This is a genomic window from Peribacillus sp. FSL R5-0717 (genome assembly GCF_038002945.1).
Lineage (GTDB): Bacteria > Bacillota > Bacilli > Bacillales > DSM-1321 > Peribacillus > Peribacillus frigoritolerans.
Genome location: NZ_JBBOOF010000001.1, coordinates 1775658 through 1791206, shown reverse-complemented (window position 1 = coordinate 1791206; position 15549 = coordinate 1775658). Strand labels below are relative to the sequence as shown.

22 protein-coding genes are annotated in these 15549 nt (G+C 34.1%); 21 read left to right on the top strand and 1 reads right to left on the bottom strand.

The features are described 5' to 3' along the window. Positions 1-28: 28 nt before the first annotated feature. The 13 genes from NYE65_RS08690 to NYE65_RS27215 all read left to right on the top strand — a co-directional run bounded on the left by NYE65_RS08690 (position 29) and on the right by NYE65_RS27215 (position 8326). Positions 29-481 carry a MarR family winged helix-turn-helix transcriptional regulator gene (locus tag NYE65_RS08690; protein WP_034310961.1) on the top strand — a complete coding sequence of 151 codons (453 nt, stop codon included), beginning with the start codon at positions 29-31 and terminating at the stop codon, positions 479-481. Between the two features lie 25 nt (positions 482-506). After that, the gene (locus tag NYE65_RS08685) at positions 507-1025 is read left to right on the top strand and encodes a GNAT family N-acetyltransferase (RefSeq protein ID WP_340860553.1); all 519 of its coding nucleotides are present in this window, start codon (positions 507-509) and stop codon (positions 1023-1025) included. Between the two features lie 293 nt (positions 1026-1318). Next, the gene (locus tag NYE65_RS08680; protein WP_034310968.1) at positions 1319-1501 is read left to right on the top strand and encodes a hypothetical protein; all 183 of its coding nucleotides are present in this window, start codon (positions 1319-1321) and stop codon (positions 1499-1501) included. 68 nt (positions 1502-1569) lie between these two features. Continuing rightward, on the top strand, positions 1570-1701 hold the full coding sequence (locus NYE65_RS08675) for a DUF6254 family protein (protein WP_268590235.1): 132 nt from the start codon (positions 1570-1572) through the stop codon (positions 1699-1701). Positions 1702-1918: 217 nt separating this feature from the next. Then, positions 1919-2347 (top strand): hypothetical protein, encoded by a 429-nt coding sequence (locus NYE65_RS08670; RefSeq protein WP_340860548.1) that lies wholly within the window; start codon positions 1919-1921, stop codon positions 2345-2347. A gap of 155 nt (positions 2348-2502) precedes the next feature. After that, complete coding sequence (locus NYE65_RS08665) at positions 2503-2847, top strand: hypothetical protein (protein WP_340860546.1); 345 nt, start codon at positions 2503-2505, stop codon at positions 2845-2847. Between the two features lie 140 nt (positions 2848-2987). Then, on the top strand, positions 2988-3476 hold the full coding sequence (locus tag NYE65_RS08660; RefSeq protein ID WP_328177403.1) for a GNAT family N-acetyltransferase: 489 nt from the start codon (positions 2988-2990) through the stop codon (positions 3474-3476). Positions 3477-3922: 446 nt separating this feature from the next. Further along, positions 3923-4498, top strand: coding sequence for a TetR/AcrR family transcriptional regulator (locus NYE65_RS08655; protein ID WP_057279053.1), 576 nt, complete (start codon positions 3923-3925; stop codon positions 4496-4498). 111 nt (positions 4499-4609) lie between these two features. Then, entirely contained in the window at positions 4610-5458 is an 849-nt protein-coding gene (locus NYE65_RS08650) for an alpha/beta fold hydrolase (RefSeq protein ID WP_340860541.1), read from the top strand. Positions 5459-5472: 14 nt separating this feature from the next. Beyond that, complete coding sequence (locus tag NYE65_RS08645) at positions 5473-6531, top strand: alkene reductase (protein ID WP_340860540.1); 1059 nt, start codon at positions 5473-5475, stop codon at positions 6529-6531. A gap of 104 nt (positions 6532-6635) precedes the next feature. Further along, positions 6636-7628, top strand: a complete 993-nt coding sequence (locus NYE65_RS08640; RefSeq protein WP_340860538.1) for an NADP-dependent oxidoreductase — start codon at positions 6636-6638, stop codon at positions 7626-7628. 144 nt (positions 7629-7772) lie between these two features. After that, entirely contained in the window at positions 7773-7955 is a 183-nt protein-coding gene (locus NYE65_RS08635) for a hypothetical protein (RefSeq protein ID WP_328177413.1), read from the top strand. Between the two features lie 11 nt (positions 7956-7966). Next, on the top strand, positions 7967-8326 hold the full coding sequence (locus NYE65_RS27215) for a DUF4181 domain-containing protein (RefSeq protein WP_445670411.1): 360 nt from the start codon (positions 7967-7969) through the stop codon (positions 8324-8326). A gap of 277 nt (positions 8327-8603) precedes the next feature. On the opposite strand, the gene NYE65_RS08630 is transcribed toward NYE65_RS27215, so the two are convergent. Further along, a complete protein-coding gene (locus tag NYE65_RS08630; protein ID WP_214771527.1) occupies positions 8604-9053 on the bottom strand; it encodes a hypothetical protein in 450 nt (149 codons plus the stop codon). A gap of 411 nt (positions 9054-9464) precedes the next feature. Between NYE65_RS08630 and NYE65_RS08625 the strand changes: the two genes are divergently transcribed. The 8 genes from NYE65_RS08625 (at position 9465) to NYE65_RS08590 (ending at position 15164) form a co-directional block, all read left to right on the top strand. Continuing rightward, on the top strand, positions 9465-9920 hold the full coding sequence (locus NYE65_RS08625; RefSeq protein ID WP_340860535.1) for a hypothetical protein: 456 nt from the start codon (positions 9465-9467) through the stop codon (positions 9918-9920). Positions 9921-9967: 47 nt separating this feature from the next. Continuing rightward, entirely contained in the window at positions 9968-10405 is a 438-nt protein-coding gene (locus NYE65_RS08620; protein WP_340860534.1) for a hypothetical protein, read from the top strand. Positions 10406-10569: 164 nt separating this feature from the next. Continuing rightward, on the top strand, positions 10570-11187 hold the full coding sequence (locus NYE65_RS08615) for an NUDIX hydrolase (RefSeq protein ID WP_340860532.1): 618 nt from the start codon (positions 10570-10572) through the stop codon (positions 11185-11187). Positions 11188-11480: 293 nt separating this feature from the next. After that, on the top strand, positions 11481-12401 hold the full coding sequence (locus NYE65_RS08610) for an alpha/beta hydrolase (RefSeq protein WP_340860530.1): 921 nt from the start codon (positions 11481-11483) through the stop codon (positions 12399-12401). A 286-nt stretch (positions 12402-12687) separates the two neighbouring features. Beyond that, a complete protein-coding gene (locus tag NYE65_RS08605) occupies positions 12688-13476 on the top strand; it encodes a class I SAM-dependent methyltransferase (protein WP_340860528.1) in 789 nt (262 codons plus the stop codon). 183 nt (positions 13477-13659) lie between these two features. Then, positions 13660-14154 carry a GNAT family N-acetyltransferase gene (locus NYE65_RS08600; RefSeq protein WP_328177910.1) on the top strand — a complete coding sequence of 165 codons (495 nt, stop codon included), beginning with the start codon at positions 13660-13662 and terminating at the stop codon, positions 14152-14154. Positions 14155-14203: 49 nt separating this feature from the next. Then, positions 14204-14689 (top strand): HIT family protein, encoded by a 486-nt coding sequence (locus NYE65_RS08595; RefSeq protein ID WP_134783723.1) that lies wholly within the window; start codon positions 14204-14206, stop codon positions 14687-14689. A gap of 205 nt (positions 14690-14894) precedes the next feature. Then, entirely contained in the window at positions 14895-15164 is a 270-nt protein-coding gene (locus NYE65_RS08590) for a DUF3784 domain-containing protein (protein WP_340860525.1), read from the top strand. Positions 15165-15549: the final 385 nt, after the last annotated feature.

The window sequence follows — 15549 nt, the reverse complement described above, 5'->3', positions numbered from 1 at the left end:
CATAAAAATACGTGCTAAGGAGTTCATTATGAAGGAAATTCTTCGTGAAATTGGAATGATAGCAAGAGCATTAGATTCCATAAGCAATATCGAATTTAAAGAACATGACCTTACAAAAGGGCAGTATTTGTACCTTGTGCGAATATGTGAAAATCCAGGAATGATTCAGGAAAAGTTAGCTGAGATGATAAAAGTAGATCGAACAACAGCAGCTCGTGCTATAAAAAAACTTGAAATCAATGGCTTTATTGAAAAGAAAGAAGATAAACACAACAAAAAAATTAAAAAGCTCTTTCCAACGGAGAAAGGAAAAAGTATTTATCCTTTTATAAAAAGAGAAAATGATTATTCCAATACCGTTGCATTAGAGGGACTTTCGGAAAGAGAAGTAGAAACCATTTCCGATCTTCTTCAAAGAGTAAGAAAAAATGTAGAGAAAGACTGGGAATTTGTAAAAAAGGGTAACAAGAGAAATTATTGATTATATAAAGGAGCGGCATACCTAAATGACTACAAATATTAAAAAGTGTACCCTAGACGATTCGCGCATTCTTCAAGAAATTAGTTATGAAACATTTAATGAGACATTTAAGCATCAGAATTCACCCGAAAATATGAATGCCTATTTGGAAAGGGCATTTAACTTAAACCAGATAGAAAAAGAATTATCCAATACTTCTTCGCAATTCTTTTTTGTTTATTTTAATAATGAAGTCGCTGGATATTTAAAGGTCAATACCAATGATGCTCAGACTGAAGAAATGGGTGATGATTCACTTGAAGTCGAGAGGATTTATATAAAGAACAAATTTCAAAAACATGGGCTTGGTAAGTATCTGCTAAATAAAGCAATGGACATGGCGATGGAACGTAATAAAAAGAAAATCTGGCTGGGCGTATGGGAAAAAAATGAAAATGCCATTGGTTTTTATAAGAAAATTGGGTTTGTTCAAACTGGAGCCCACTCTTTTTATATGGGTGATGAAGAACAAACGGACTTTATAATGACCAAAACACTCATATAATTTATCTTGAAAGGTACATCATTCATAAATAAAAATGAAGGAAATTCAAATTCGAAACAAATGGCAGAGCTGATGATGGAAAAGAGATTAAAAAACCACCTATAAGCCCTATTTAACCCTCAAATTCAATAATTTTTGGATGGTACTGCACGAGCGGTTAAATACGAATTCGAACTCATTATTCACTTTATTATTTACCCGAATTACATGACGGATACATGCTACTGCCGGTTTTATTCGGAGTATATTTCTTCTTTTAGATCTCATACTAAAGATAAGAAGGAGGGGTATACATGGCAAAACGAACAAAGAAAAATGATGCAGATCAAAAAAACAAACAAGGGTTTGATTCAAGCAAAACTGATTCTGAATTCTCTAAAGAATTCGGCAGTGCAAATGCCAATCAAGCACATAAAAATAAAGCAAAAAAAGAAAAAGCATCTAAAAATCAAGGTGAGTGGAAAGGCATGCATTGATGCCTGCTCGAGTACGCTTATCTTGCTTCAAACTTTTTACTTAACTTTATGTAAAGGAGCTTATTTAGATGACTCAATCTAAGCGACAACAAGAACGCCAATGGAAAGATCGTAAACAATCTCAGAATCCACATGGTAAGGTCCATTCATTTGAACAATTAGCTGAAGATACGGGCAAAAATGAATCTGGAACTAAGTAAAACGGTTCTCTTTTCGTTACCTAAAGGCCATAATCATCGATGATTATGGTCTTTTTAGGTATCTATACGAGCTGGCTTTTTTATGGCAGTCGCATGGACAATAATTCGTTGTCATCCCCTTAAGTAGATACTGTAAAAGACAAAGACTACATAAAAATGCGGATTATTACAAAACCTTTTAGTAAGGAGTTTTTTGGAAGGGGGGAAGATCAGATATATGTTTTCATTACGGGGAGATGCTCATAAAATTTATCTTCAATTAAAAAAAGCATCAAACAAAGACCGTTCTTTCAAAGGGATGAAGAAACTGATTGAAGTGGAAGAAATTCAAAATTTTTATAGTTCGATTGATAGCGATACGTTAAAAAAAGTTTATTATTGTATGATAAAAGAGAAAAACGGGTCGGGGATCATTCCTATTATAATATCCTCTGGGCCTTGGCTTTTTCTTCTGTTTTCAAATCAATTGCAAGATTTCCTTTTTAAAGATGGGAGTTTGCTTTGGGTCGTCTTTAGTATAATATATATTTCCATTCTTTCCATAAGTGTGTTTCTTCACTTTCATGAAAGATCATGGTCTTTTGTTCATATTGAAGTCATTCAAGAAATTTTACATGAACGAAAAGGGATAAGGGGGAAGGCCTGAGGTTCCCTCAATTTTTCGGATGATAGTTATCTACAAACTCAGCGATTCTTTAAAATAAGAATCGCTTTTCTTATTGAACTAATAGGATAGGTTACTTTAACAAAAGTCATGTGAAATATAATAAAAAGCGTGTAGTAGAGGAGTCAGAAAATAATATGGAATGTTTTTGTGAACAAAAAGAAACATATGAGTTGAAAGTTGAAGGGGATGTTGGGGCGGATCCCATATGGTGCAATCAATGTGGTTGTAACTTGGATATAGAGGACTTTCTAATTTCAAATACGTTAACAAATGAATTGATTGAATGGGTAAATAGGTATGGTGAATGGATTGATTGGGATGAAGATAAATTGCTTCCTAATGGGATTGAACTTGAAGAAGAACACAATAAACAAGGCTTAACTTTAACGGATAAAATTAAGAAAGAACTTGAAGGGAAATATAGAATTAAATTTTCACCTTCGGCAATGGCAAGAATGTATGCAAATAAAAATCATTAACCCTTATTCCACGGAGCTGTCTTTAAGGCAGCTTTTTCTTTTGGCAACTAAAGGGGCAGGGGAGTTCATGAAGGACAAATGGAAGTTTATATCGAAATTAATGAAGTAAGAGCTTAATAAATGGTAAAAGAGGGATAACGATGACTGTTTCATTCAACCCCGTTTCCAAAGATGAAAAGCATATTCTTCAGAATTTATATTCCCTTTATTTACATGACCTTTCGGAGTTTACCGAGGGTTTAGACATATCAACAGATGGCTCATTTGAATTTGATTCATTTGAATTAATATGGAAGGAGGAAGGATTAACCCCATACTTTTTGAAAAAAGATATGAAAATTGCAGGGTTTTTATTACTGTTAGAAAGGCCATTTTTAAATAAGGACTATGATTACAGCGTTAATGATATTTTCATTTTGAAAAAATATAGAAGAAAAGGTACTGCAATATCATTATTAAAGGAATTGTTTAAACAAAAAAAAGGTAGGTACTTTGTCGTTCAATTAGCCAATAATATCCCTGCTGTTATATTTTGGAGAAAGATTTTCAGTGTGCTAAATATAGATTTTGAAGAAAAAAAGCAAATTGTCGATAATGAAGAATGTTTGGTTCAATCCTTTCAAATTTAAACAGATAAACAACTGGTGCGTTGGCTGAAGATCGTAGCTGTCTTTAAGGCAGCTTTTTCATTTGGCAACTAAAGGGGCAGTTTGGTTGAGTAAGGGCTCAGGTGTTTTTTTCTAATTGCTGTTTCTTGTTTATTTGGTATGAGTGCATGTAAAAGAGTTTGATCCATTAATTGTACAGTGAAAGAAAACAACCCTGAAGAAACTAAACGAATAAAGAAATGCTTGGCAGTACCCCTAGGTGAAAGTTAAAGGATAACATTGTGGTATGCAGCAAATGTGTTGGGGATTATTGGGTATTTATAATTCTTTACTAATCGTTCTAAAAAGGGTAATATTTAATCATGGTTTGAAATTCATGTGTTTATTTTAGAACGTTCATTCTATAATGGATTATGACGTTTGTTTTTGTTAGTATTGGTTCATGGATTTTTTAAAGGAGAAATAAAATGGCTAGAAGTAAAGAGTTTGACGAAAAAGCAGTATTAAGAAAAGCAATGGAGCTTTTCTGGGAACAGGGTTATGAAAAAACATCCATGCAAGATTTGGTGGATCATATGGGAATACACCGCAGGAGTATATATGATACATTTGGTGACAAGCGTTCATTGTTTTTAGCTTCCCTTAATCACTATGAAGAGCTCATCGTCAATGAGATGGAAAGGATAATTAGTAGCACTTCATCCATTAAACAGACGATACGTGATGTTTTTATTTTCGTACTGAATTCCATTGAACAATACCCAAAAGGTTGTCTATCAGTAAATGCAGCCATAGAATTATCTTTGCTGGACAAAGAAATTGGACGCATAGTTACAAAAATGTTTAACCGTACTGAAGATATGTTTAATAACCTTATAAAACGGGGCCAGACTAGTGGAGAGCTATCAAAAGAAATCGATTCTGATAACACGTCTCGTTTCTTACACAACAATTTGGTAGGTATAAGAGTACTAATAAAAACTAATTACAATAAAAAAGAATTAGAAGGCATCATCACTCTAGCACTTTCAGTGTTGGACTAGCTTTCTTTTTTTTACCCTTTTTAGAACGTTCATTCTAAAAATGAACATGAAACAAACCATCATAATGCATACTTATAAAACCGTTTTTTATTTCTAAGGAGGAACACAATAATGACTAACTTTAAAATACCAACAGAATCAGAATTTATTGAAGCAGATGGAACTCGTTACGCATATAGAAAATTTGGTACACAAGATGGTATACCAGTAGTATTTCTTGTTCACTTTAGAGGAACGATGGAAAACTGGGATCCAAACATGCTTGAACCTATTGCAAATACACGCCCAGTAATCTTGTTTGACAATAAAGGGGTTGGTGAGACCGATGGACTAACGCCTACTACAATTACTGATATGGCAAAAGATACAGCAACATTTATAAAAACTCTTGGATTAGAACGAGTTGACATTCTTGGTTTTTCCATTGGTGGCATGGTTGCACAAGAGCTAGCTTTACAAGAGGGAGATTTAGTAAGAAAAATTATTATGGCAGGTACATCGCCTCAATTTGGTATTAATCCAAATCCAGAGATTTTTGAAAGAATGAATCGTCACGGCGGAACGGAAGAAGATGGAATAAATGATTTTATGTTCTTTTTCTACGGACAAACCGAAACAAGTAAATCTGCAGGAATGGCTTCACTGCAAAGAATTTTTAATCAGAAAAAAGTAAACAGTTCAGAACAAGTAAAAGAGGCACAATTACAAGCCATTGCAAAATGGGCTAAACAAAAATCCAATCATGATTATGAATGGTTACAAAACATCAAACACCCTGTACTTGTTACTAATGGTGTTAATGATGTGATGGTACCGACTAAAAACAGTTATATCTTAACAGAGAAATTACCCAAAGCACAGCTGATTATATATCCTGATTCTGGTCACGGGCACCTGTTTCAATTTCCAGAACTATTTGCAGAACACATAAATTCATTCCTTGATTCTAATTCTTATTAAAAAGGAGTATTCATATGAGCAGATTATTTGAAAAAGTTCGTATCGGAAACATTGACTTGAAAAATCGTATAGGAATGGCTCCGATGACTAGAAGTAGAGCTTTACCAGATGGTACACCGAGCGATTTAATAGCAGAGTACTATGGTCAGCGTGCTTCAGTCGGTTTAATTATTAGCGAAGGAACCCAACCTTCAGATGATGGGCAAGGTTACACTAATACACCTGGTATTTATACAGAAAATCATATTAAAGGGTGGAAAAAGGTAACTTCTAAAGTTCATGATGAAGGCGGTCATATTTTTGTTCAGCTTATGCATGTGGGACGTGTATCACACCCTGATAACACACCTCACCACCGCCAAGCAGTTGCACCGTCAGCTATTGCACCTGGTGTAGAAATCTTCACGGCAGAAGGAATGAAAGAAATTCCAACACCAAGAGAATTGAGTGAGCTTGAGATAAAAGATGTTATCAATGACTTTCGTTTAGCAGCACGTTCAGCAATTGAAGCTGGTGCAGACGGAGTTGAAATTCACGGAGCGAATGGTTATCTGATCCAACAATTCCTTAGTGAAAACTCCAATCATCGTCAAGATGCATACGGTGGTACGATTGAGGGGCGTTCTCGAATCGCTATTGAAGTAGCTATAGCAGTTGTTGATGAAATAGGAGCAGAAAGAACAGGCATCCGTTTTTCTCCTCAAGGAACACTGCAAGGCATTGATGAGGGGGAAACTAGCCTTGAGATGTATCGCTATTTAATAAGCGAATTAAATAAGCTTAACCTTGCATATCTGCATTTAATGCACTTCGGAAACGAGCAATTCCTAAAAGATGTGCGTCAACTTTGGGATCAATCACTTCTTGTTAACCGTCCAGGCCGTCCTCTAGATCAACTTTCGTCTGATGTAGATAATAATCTTGCAGATGTTGTCACAGTAGGCACTTGGGTACTAGCTAATCCAGACTTTGCAGAACGGATTCAATCAGGTGCTCCCCTAAACGAACCTGATAAAAACACGCTCTATGCAGGAGGAAAAGAAGGTTATACAGATTATCCTTTCTTAAAATAATTTATTTAATATGAATATCCCATCCAGGGATATTCATAATCTTTTTTCTTAGGGTTCGTTATGAAAAGATACATGTACGTTAAATAAAAATGTGGAGGATTATAATGAAAGCTTTAGCAATTGAAAACTACGGTAAAAATCCAAATTTTTTAGACTTCCCTATGCCCAAAATAAATAATGACGAGGTCTTAGTTGAGATATATGCGGCAAGTATAAATCCTCTTGATACAAAAATTCGAAAAGGTGAATTAAAATTATTATTGAAATACAAGATGCCGTTAATTTTAGGAAACGATTTTTCTGGAAAAATTGTTGAAGTAGGTACTAGTGTCACGAAGTTTAAAGTCGGTGATGAGGTATATGGTCGACCTAGAGCAAATAAAATGGGAACTTTTACTGAATATCTCTCTGTTAACCAAGAAGATATTGCATTAAAACCTAAAAATTTAAGTTTTGAAGAAGCCGCCTCCATCCCTCTAGTCGGATTGACATCCTACCAAGCTTTACATGATATTCTGCGAATTGAAAAAGGACATAAAATATTAATACATGCAGGTTCAGGGGGAGTAGGAACATTTGCTATCCAACTTGCAAAACATATGGGAGCTTTTGTCGCAACTACAGCTAGTGATGGTACTGATTTGGTGAAATCTCTTGGCGCTGACGAAGTTATTAATTACAAGAAAGAAAAGTTCGAACATTCGATTCGTGACTACAACGCAGTTCTTGATACCATTGGGGGGGCGACATTAGAGAAATCATTTGTAACATTAAAAAAAGGAGGAAAGATTGTTTCTATATCTGGAATCCCGAATGGTAGCTTTGCTAAAGAAAACGGATTTAGCTCATTTAAAAAAACCTTATTTTCCATTGCAAGTTATAAACTTACGAAGCTAGAAAAAAAACATAATGTCCAATACACATTTCTTTTTATGAAGCATAGTGGAGAGCAGTTAAAAATTTTAACAGAAATGTTAGAGTCAGAAGTAATTAAGCCTACACTTGATAAAGTTTTTATTTTCGAAGATGCCCAAAAAGCATTGGAGTATGCAGAGACTGGAAGAGCAAAGGGGAAAATAATACTCAAATTGAAATAATCAGTCTTATCTAACAAACCTTTTCTTAGGTAGAAAGGTTTATTTTTTTAACTTATCGAGGTTGCTAATAGAACTAACGGGGCAGGTTGGTTCAACAATTCATTTGCTATTTTTGGTAAAATTGATAAAGGGTGGTGAGGAATTATGAAAAAGAATTATACGGTTTTCTTTTTACTTTTGTTTATTGTAGCTATTTGTGGTGGTATGGCACTTAAAAATTATATCGACTATTCTATGATTATTGGAGTTGGTTTAGCGACAGTATCTTTATTAGCTGCTGGGTTTTCGCTTAAAAAAAGGAACAAGGTAAATAATTCACATCATTAAATAGTTTATAATTGGTAGTCAGGGCAGGTGAGTTTTTTGGTAAATTACATCATTTTTATTATAGCTTTTTTAATTATTGTGAACGTTGGTTGAAGAAGAAATTAAAGATTGGTAAAAGTGAGGGTCATTTTTACAAAAGTATTAATAAATATCTCAAGTGGATTGAAGTGTCTATGCTAATAGCGTTTCTTATCTTAATATGGTTTGTTGATAATTCTATCCCCTTGCTTATTGGCTACTTCCTTATTTCATTAAGTTTTCGTACTTTCATGGAATGGAAATATAAAAGAGAAAAAAAGGAATACATCTTAACTCTATACTCTATGTTTATTTACCTTTTTGTTTTGGTCACAGGCTTTTATTTAATTTAATATTATCTAAATGAAAACAGCCCCAATAAGGGACTTTTTTTACTGTGTCCTTAATGAACTAACGGGGCAGGATAGTTCAATAAGGAATGATATTATTAACCTATCGAGGAACTTATTTTAAGGAGGAAAACATGAGCTTGGACCATGAGTTTTTCCTTATTTCCAAGACAACTATTGTTCAATTGAAAAAGCATCAGTAAAAGTGGATAGGGCACATTTGCTGATGCTTGATTTCAAAAGAAGATATTTCAGAATCCGAATATATAACAAACGTGAACTAATCTATCTTAGCAATCTCTTCAAACTCTTTGCCTAAATATTTATACCTCACCGATATTGAATGAACTTCAACACTATGTTTTATAGACAGCGCATAGACAGAAACAATTTCTTCTTTATTTTTATTCACTACTTTTTCAGGCTCAATTGCTATTGAGTCATAATCTATAAACTCATATCCTGGATTATCGAAAGTATCTGTAATAGCAAATCCTTTACCAGTTTTATTTACTTGAAGCTTAACTTTATTGGGTTTTTGAGTACCGTTAACATGAATATCGAGTAATTGAATATCACGAAATCCCGTGTTTTCTAAAGTGACTAATATGACCTTTTTATCTTCTCCTGTTCCTAATAAATTCGCTTCAAGATTTGGTTGAGCAAGTACTAAATAAAGCGCAATACCTATAATAACTATAATCCCAAACAAAAACCCAATTTTTTTCACTACGGAACCTCCCATCGTCTGAACCTTATCGTAAATATTGAATCCCGAAACATATTTTAATAATCGAACACCCTTACATATATTGTATATCAAAGGCCAAGCACCAACAAAGCTGTGGCTTGAAATAAAGTTTAATAATTTATAAATGCAATCTTTATTTCAAATTAACAACAATATATTTGAATCAAAATAAAATCCCTTACATAACCATTGGTCCTGAATGTCAATGGCTAATAGTTGAGTATAGAATCAATCCTTACGGTGCTCTAGCTGAATAAGAGCTGTCTTTAAGGCAGCTTTTTCTTTATGCAACAAACGGGGCAGGTTAGTTCCATAAGAGAAGGAATGCTTGATCTATTTATTGAACTTATTGGTATGGTTATATATTTTTTATAGTAGAGGTGTTGTGTTATGAAAAAGTATGAAAAAATGTTAATTGCGATTAAAGATGTGAATTTGAATTGTTTTGCTAATAAGGGAGATTGGCTTTATATTGCGAATAATAAGGATACAAAAAAGGGGCTATTTAGATTACCTAACTATATATATTACTTTGTGTCTATAAATGATGAGCGTATGCCTTGTGAAATTGGAGTAGTAAAAAAAATTAATGGTCATATCACTGCAAAAGAACTTGCTGAACTTGATTATAAAAGTAGAAAAAAAGATATTTCGCTTCTGACTGATGAAACTGTGAAAGAATATGAATGGTTTTTAGAAAAAGTTAATGCTCAGCAGGAACATACTCCAATGGCTGTAACTTGGTTTGAAAAGGTCTTACCTAAAAAAGAAAAAGAATTAAGAGTTCATAAAAAGTTCTTCACGGGTCTATCAAAAGAAGAGAAAAAAGAATTGTTTGAAATCTAACTCTGAACTATTAACTAAGGGTCGCGTTAGCTTAAGGGGTGATTGGATTGAAAAGTGTTCCAAAGGTAAGGGAAATATTGCTTGACGAAGAAATAAATGAACAGGAGTTTGTTGGTATAATCAATGGCATTTATAAGAAAGACTGTTATATCTATGCCGTTATTCCTGAATGGGAAGAAGAACTATTTAACGAACTTTCAAATGATTTTATTATAATTAATAAATTTCCGTTCCCTCTAACACGCATTTTTCCAAGAACAATGGGGTTTTTAGGATATGTAAAGGATAGAAAGAAACAATATATATACGAATTTTACTTACGGTCTACAACAATGGATTTGTTAGTGTTTTCAAAGACTGATATATCTCAACATTTAAATATATTAAACAAGAACATTGATATTTACAACGTATTTGAATCAAATAAAATCCCTCACATAACCATTGGTCCTGATGGTCAATGGCTAAATATAGTTGAGTATTGAATCATTCCTTAATGAACTAACAGGTGCGTTAGCTAAAGATCGGAGCTGTCTTTAAGGCAGCTTTTTCTTATGGAACTAACGGGGCAGGATAGCTGAATAGGTTATTATCAATTCTAAAGGATTAATGGTAATATTTAGGCATTATTGAATTGGTGGTGAAATATATGGAACCTAAATGGCTTGAATGGGCGAAACAACTCCAATCGATTGCACAGGCGGGATTAACGTATTCGAAAGATGTATATGACTTGGAAAGATTTGAATTGGTAAGAAATATAAGCGTTGAAATATTGTCGCATCAAACAGATATGAACAAGATAATAATAAAAGATCTGTTTGCCAATGAAACTGGTTATGCGACTCCTAAGGTAGATATTAGGTCAGTTGTCTTTAGAGATAATAAGATTTTAATGGTTAGAGAAAACACTGATGGAGATTGGTCTTTACCAGGAGGTTGGGGCGATATCGGATTAACTCCAAGTGAAGTCGCAGTTAAAGAAGTAAAAGAAGAAGCAGGGTTTGATGTTAAAGCAATTAAATTGTTAGGTGTCCTTGATAAGAAATGTCATCCACACCCTCCGTCACTTTATCACGTTTATAAAATGTTTATCCAATGTGAAATAATTGGTGGCCAACCAAAAGAAGGAATAGAAACGAGTGCAGTTGAGTTTTTTGCTGAAAATGAACTACCATCATTATCAATAGCTAGAAATACAGAATCACAAATTGAATTGGCTTTTAAACATTTACATAATCCGCAAGAACCTATCCATTTTGATTAATTTTCAAATGGGTGTGCCCCCAGTTAATCAACTAACTGGTGCGTTAGCTTAGGATCAGAGCTGTCTTTAAGGCAGCTTTTTTCTTATGCAACTAAAGGGGCAGGATAGTTGAAGAGTGCTGTTTGATCTTTATTCAACAATTGGGCCAGATTGTAGAAAATCATACTCATAGGTGCGCGCTAACAAGATCTCCTTTTGGGATGAAGGTTACTAAGTAAATCAGGAAGCTCTAAATTAATTCCTAGCTTGTTCATGTTAAAATATTACTATCAAAAATAGAGGGTGAACCAGAAATGACAAATTTAAACTACCTAGAACCTGGTATTCGAAAATTAGTTACGCAGTTTATCAATAGCAGTCGTCCGTCAGCAAGTAAACAAACAATTCAGGATCGTCGGAAGGGATATCTGAGCTCAATTAATTTAGCTGGTGAAGCCTTGCCGGTATGGGATGTTTTTGAACAAACAATCGATGACTTACGGCTTCGTATATACAAGCCATTAGATCAAGGTAACCTTCCAATTATGATTTATTATCATGGAGGGTGTTTTGTTAGTGGTGACTTCGAAACTCACGATCGCCAGTTGCGACAGATAGCTAACTTAGGAGGCGCTTTAGTTATCGCTGTTGATTATCCGTTAGCTCCAGAGCATGTTTATCCAGCAGCTCATGACGATGCGGTGAAATCCGTTCATGTCGTACGCCAGCATGCTTTATCTTGGGGAGGGAATCCAGACAACATTTCTATTGCTGGCGACAGCGCAGGTGGACATCTTGCTTTAGTAACGTGTTTACGATTAAAAAAACAAGGCCATTTGATGCCTAAACGGCAAATTCTAATTTACCCAATGCTTGATGCAAAGGCATCAAGCGATAGTTATAAAAAATTCGGTGATGATTATGTGGTGACAGCCGATGCTTTAATAAGTGGCTTTGAGGCTTATTTATCAAATTGTCTACCCCCTGAGCACCCAGAAGCAAGTCCGTTATACTCAGATGATCTCGAAGGGTTACCAGAGACTCACATTTTAACTGCTGAATTTGACCCTCTTGTTGACGAAGGTGAAGATTTTTATCGTCGTTTACTTAATGCAGGGGTAGAAGCACAATGCCAACGGTACCTTGGAGTTACACATGGCTTTTTTCAGTTAGGTGGTATTAGCCTAGCAGGTAGAAAGGCAATTCAAGATGTCGCTACCATATTATCTAATTGAGATTATAAAAAGATTTTATTAGGTGGTGGTAGAATGGATAATTGTCTTAATAGTATATTATCCATTGTCTAACCTAGAAAATTAATGATTACTCCATTAAAGGGCGCGATTCTTGAAGAAGTTTCGCTTTTCTTAATGAACTAACGGGTGCGTTAGCTGAAGATCGAAGCTGTCTTTAAGGCAGCTTTTTCTTATGGCACTAACGGGGCAGGTTAGTTCATTAAGGGTACATGCAGAATATGTTATAATTTGAATAGTTTGGAAAATGTTCCTTGGAGGGATATGGATGGAAGTAAATTTTGGAAACGTGGCAAAAAATTACGTTCAATATAGAAATGACTTACCTGTTGAGTTATTGGAAAGTTTAAAACTTAGAGGAATAGATTTTAACAATAAAAAAGTGGTGGATTTGGGTTCTGGGACGGGAGTATTAAGTCGAGTTTTACATAATGAGGGTGCAGCTGTTGTGGGAGTAGAACCTTCAGCAGAATTAATAGAACAAGCGAAAGTAATTGATAAGAGTGAAGGTAATATTATTGAGTATATAAATACATACGCTGAATCTACAACGTTAGATAATGATTTGTATGATTATGTAACTGTTTTAAGAGCATGGCACTGGTTTAATCGGGAAAAAACCCTAGATGAAATTAAAAGAATTCTGGCGAAAAAGGGTAAATTGATTGTAATGGATTCAGGGTTTATATCAGAAAGTAAAGTTATAGATGATACACTTCAAATTATTAAAGCACATATGCCAAATGGAGAGTTAAAACCGGCTGGCGCTAAGGCTGAATCAAAACAGTTTATCAATGGATTTCCAGTTGAGTGGTTTAAGGAATGGCAGAAACATAAATTTGACTTAAAAGAAACATATAAGTTCAATTACACAGTATCTTTTACCAATAAAGACTGGTGTGGAAGAGTTGGTTCTCTATCTTGGCTTTCAGGATTTACAGAAAATCAACGAAATGAAATACTTGATGAAATCTTTACTCATTTAGTAAAAGAATATGGAGACATTCAACATAATATCCAACATGGATGCTTTATAACTATATTGAATCATTTATAAATGTCTCTTTAATTTGGGGGTCAATTTGTTTATTGTCTTATGGAACTAACGGGTGCTTTACTTCAATAAGGAAGGTTGCTGAGGCAGCCTTTTTCTTATGGCACTAAAGGGGCAGGTTAGTTGCAGAACAGGTAATAAAATGTCTATGTCGAATTAGTATAAAAACAAATGGGGTGATTAATTTTGATACATGTAAAAAGTTTGGAACAAAGTGAGCATGATTTAGATTTTTTAACGGATATGATGTATGAAGCTATTCATATTCCTGAAAATAAGCCACCTAAAGAAGAACTGTTAAATTTACTACATATCAAAAAATATAGTGAGGGATGGGGACGAAAAGGTGATAGAGCAATAATTGCTTTTGAGGATAATTTTCCTGTTGGTGCTGCATGGTATCGCCTATTTGCAGAAAATCAAAAAGGTTATGGATATGTTGATGATAAGACTCCTGAACTAGGTATAGCTGTAATTAATAAAGTAAGAGGTAAGGGAATAGGTAACCTGCTTATGGGAAAGTTATTTGAAACAGCTTCTAGAGATGGATATACATCACTTTCTTTGAGCGTTGACCCTAAAAACACTCAGGCTGTACAACTTTATAAGAAACTTGGATTTGAACACTGTGGTTCATCAGGAACATCTTGGACAATGATCTATAACATCTCTTCCAGTTAGAAATTTTTATCTTTTTAAGAGAGATAATATTTTGTTTTTGGAGGGAATTATGAGGGAAATTACTTTGTCTAATGGAAAAACAGTTGAAGTCGAATGTTTAAGTTGTGCTTTAACAAGTGGGGAAATAGAACCTGATGGTGGTGTAATAGTCGAAACTGAATATTTTCATGCTCACCAAGACGTTGCATATCCCATTAAAGGTTTAGTAATTTTAGCATCTAAACGCCATATTAAGTGCTTTGACGAGTTAAATGACTTAGAAAAGGTTGATTACATAAACTTATTATCTAAGATTAGAAAAGCTCAAAGGGAAGTATTGGGGATAGAACATGTTTATTACTTTTATAATGAAGATACTACCCACCATTTTCATACTTGGATGGTTCCTCGATATGAATGGATGTACGATTTTGGACGTTCGGTAGAATCTGTTAGACCAGTTTTGCTCCATGCAAGAAACAAATTGAATAATGATGAAAATGTAAAAAGTGTAATTGATGGAATTAAGGCTTTAAAAAAAGAATTATACACTTAATCCTTCCTTGTCCCACTTTCAGTTGCTTTACTTCGATAAGAGAGTTGCTTTGGCAGCTCTTTTTCTTATTGAATTAACGGGGCAGGTTAGTTGAATAATAAAAATGGTTTTTTGTGGTAATATCAATAGGGAAAGGTAACTTTTACCTTTTTAGTTCGTGTTAAAGTAAAATAATATTGTCCTTTGGGGGTGAAAAGGTGGATTATTGGTTATTGGTATAGCTCTTTTACTTGTATCGTACTTAGTAGCTGTGAAAAAACAGACCTGGTTGTTAGCAGGGTTTAATGAAAAAATGATAAAAAATAAGTCTTTATTAGGTACAGTAACAGGTGGAACTTTTTTTCTACCGTTAGGATTATTAGTAGTTCTCAATAGTTTTATTGACTATCCTTATGAATTAACGGTACTTATAATTGCTATGTTGCTTTTATTAACGATTGTGTACGTATATATAAATAGTAGATTACTTGATTAATTTAACTATAGCTTTAATGAGCTGTGACGATCACGATCAGCTCTTTTTCTTATGGAACTAACGGGGCAGGTTAGTTGCATAAGAACTGGTATAATTTAGAGAAAAGTAGAGTGTAGAGGTGAATTATGTTAGGAACGTTTTTTAGTTTTTTTGTTATCTTTTTTATTATTGCAAGACTTGTTAGCCAAATGGGTAAGATTAGCTGGATGCCACTGATAAGAACAACTACGAGACAGGATGCAATATTAGCCATAATCTTTTCATTAATTTTCTGTTTTACTTAATGGATAAAACACTATTTAGACCATTTGAAATATCAGGTGCGTTAGCTTAAGATCGGAGCTGTCTTTTAGGCAGCTTTTTCTTTATGCAGGCAGGATAGTTC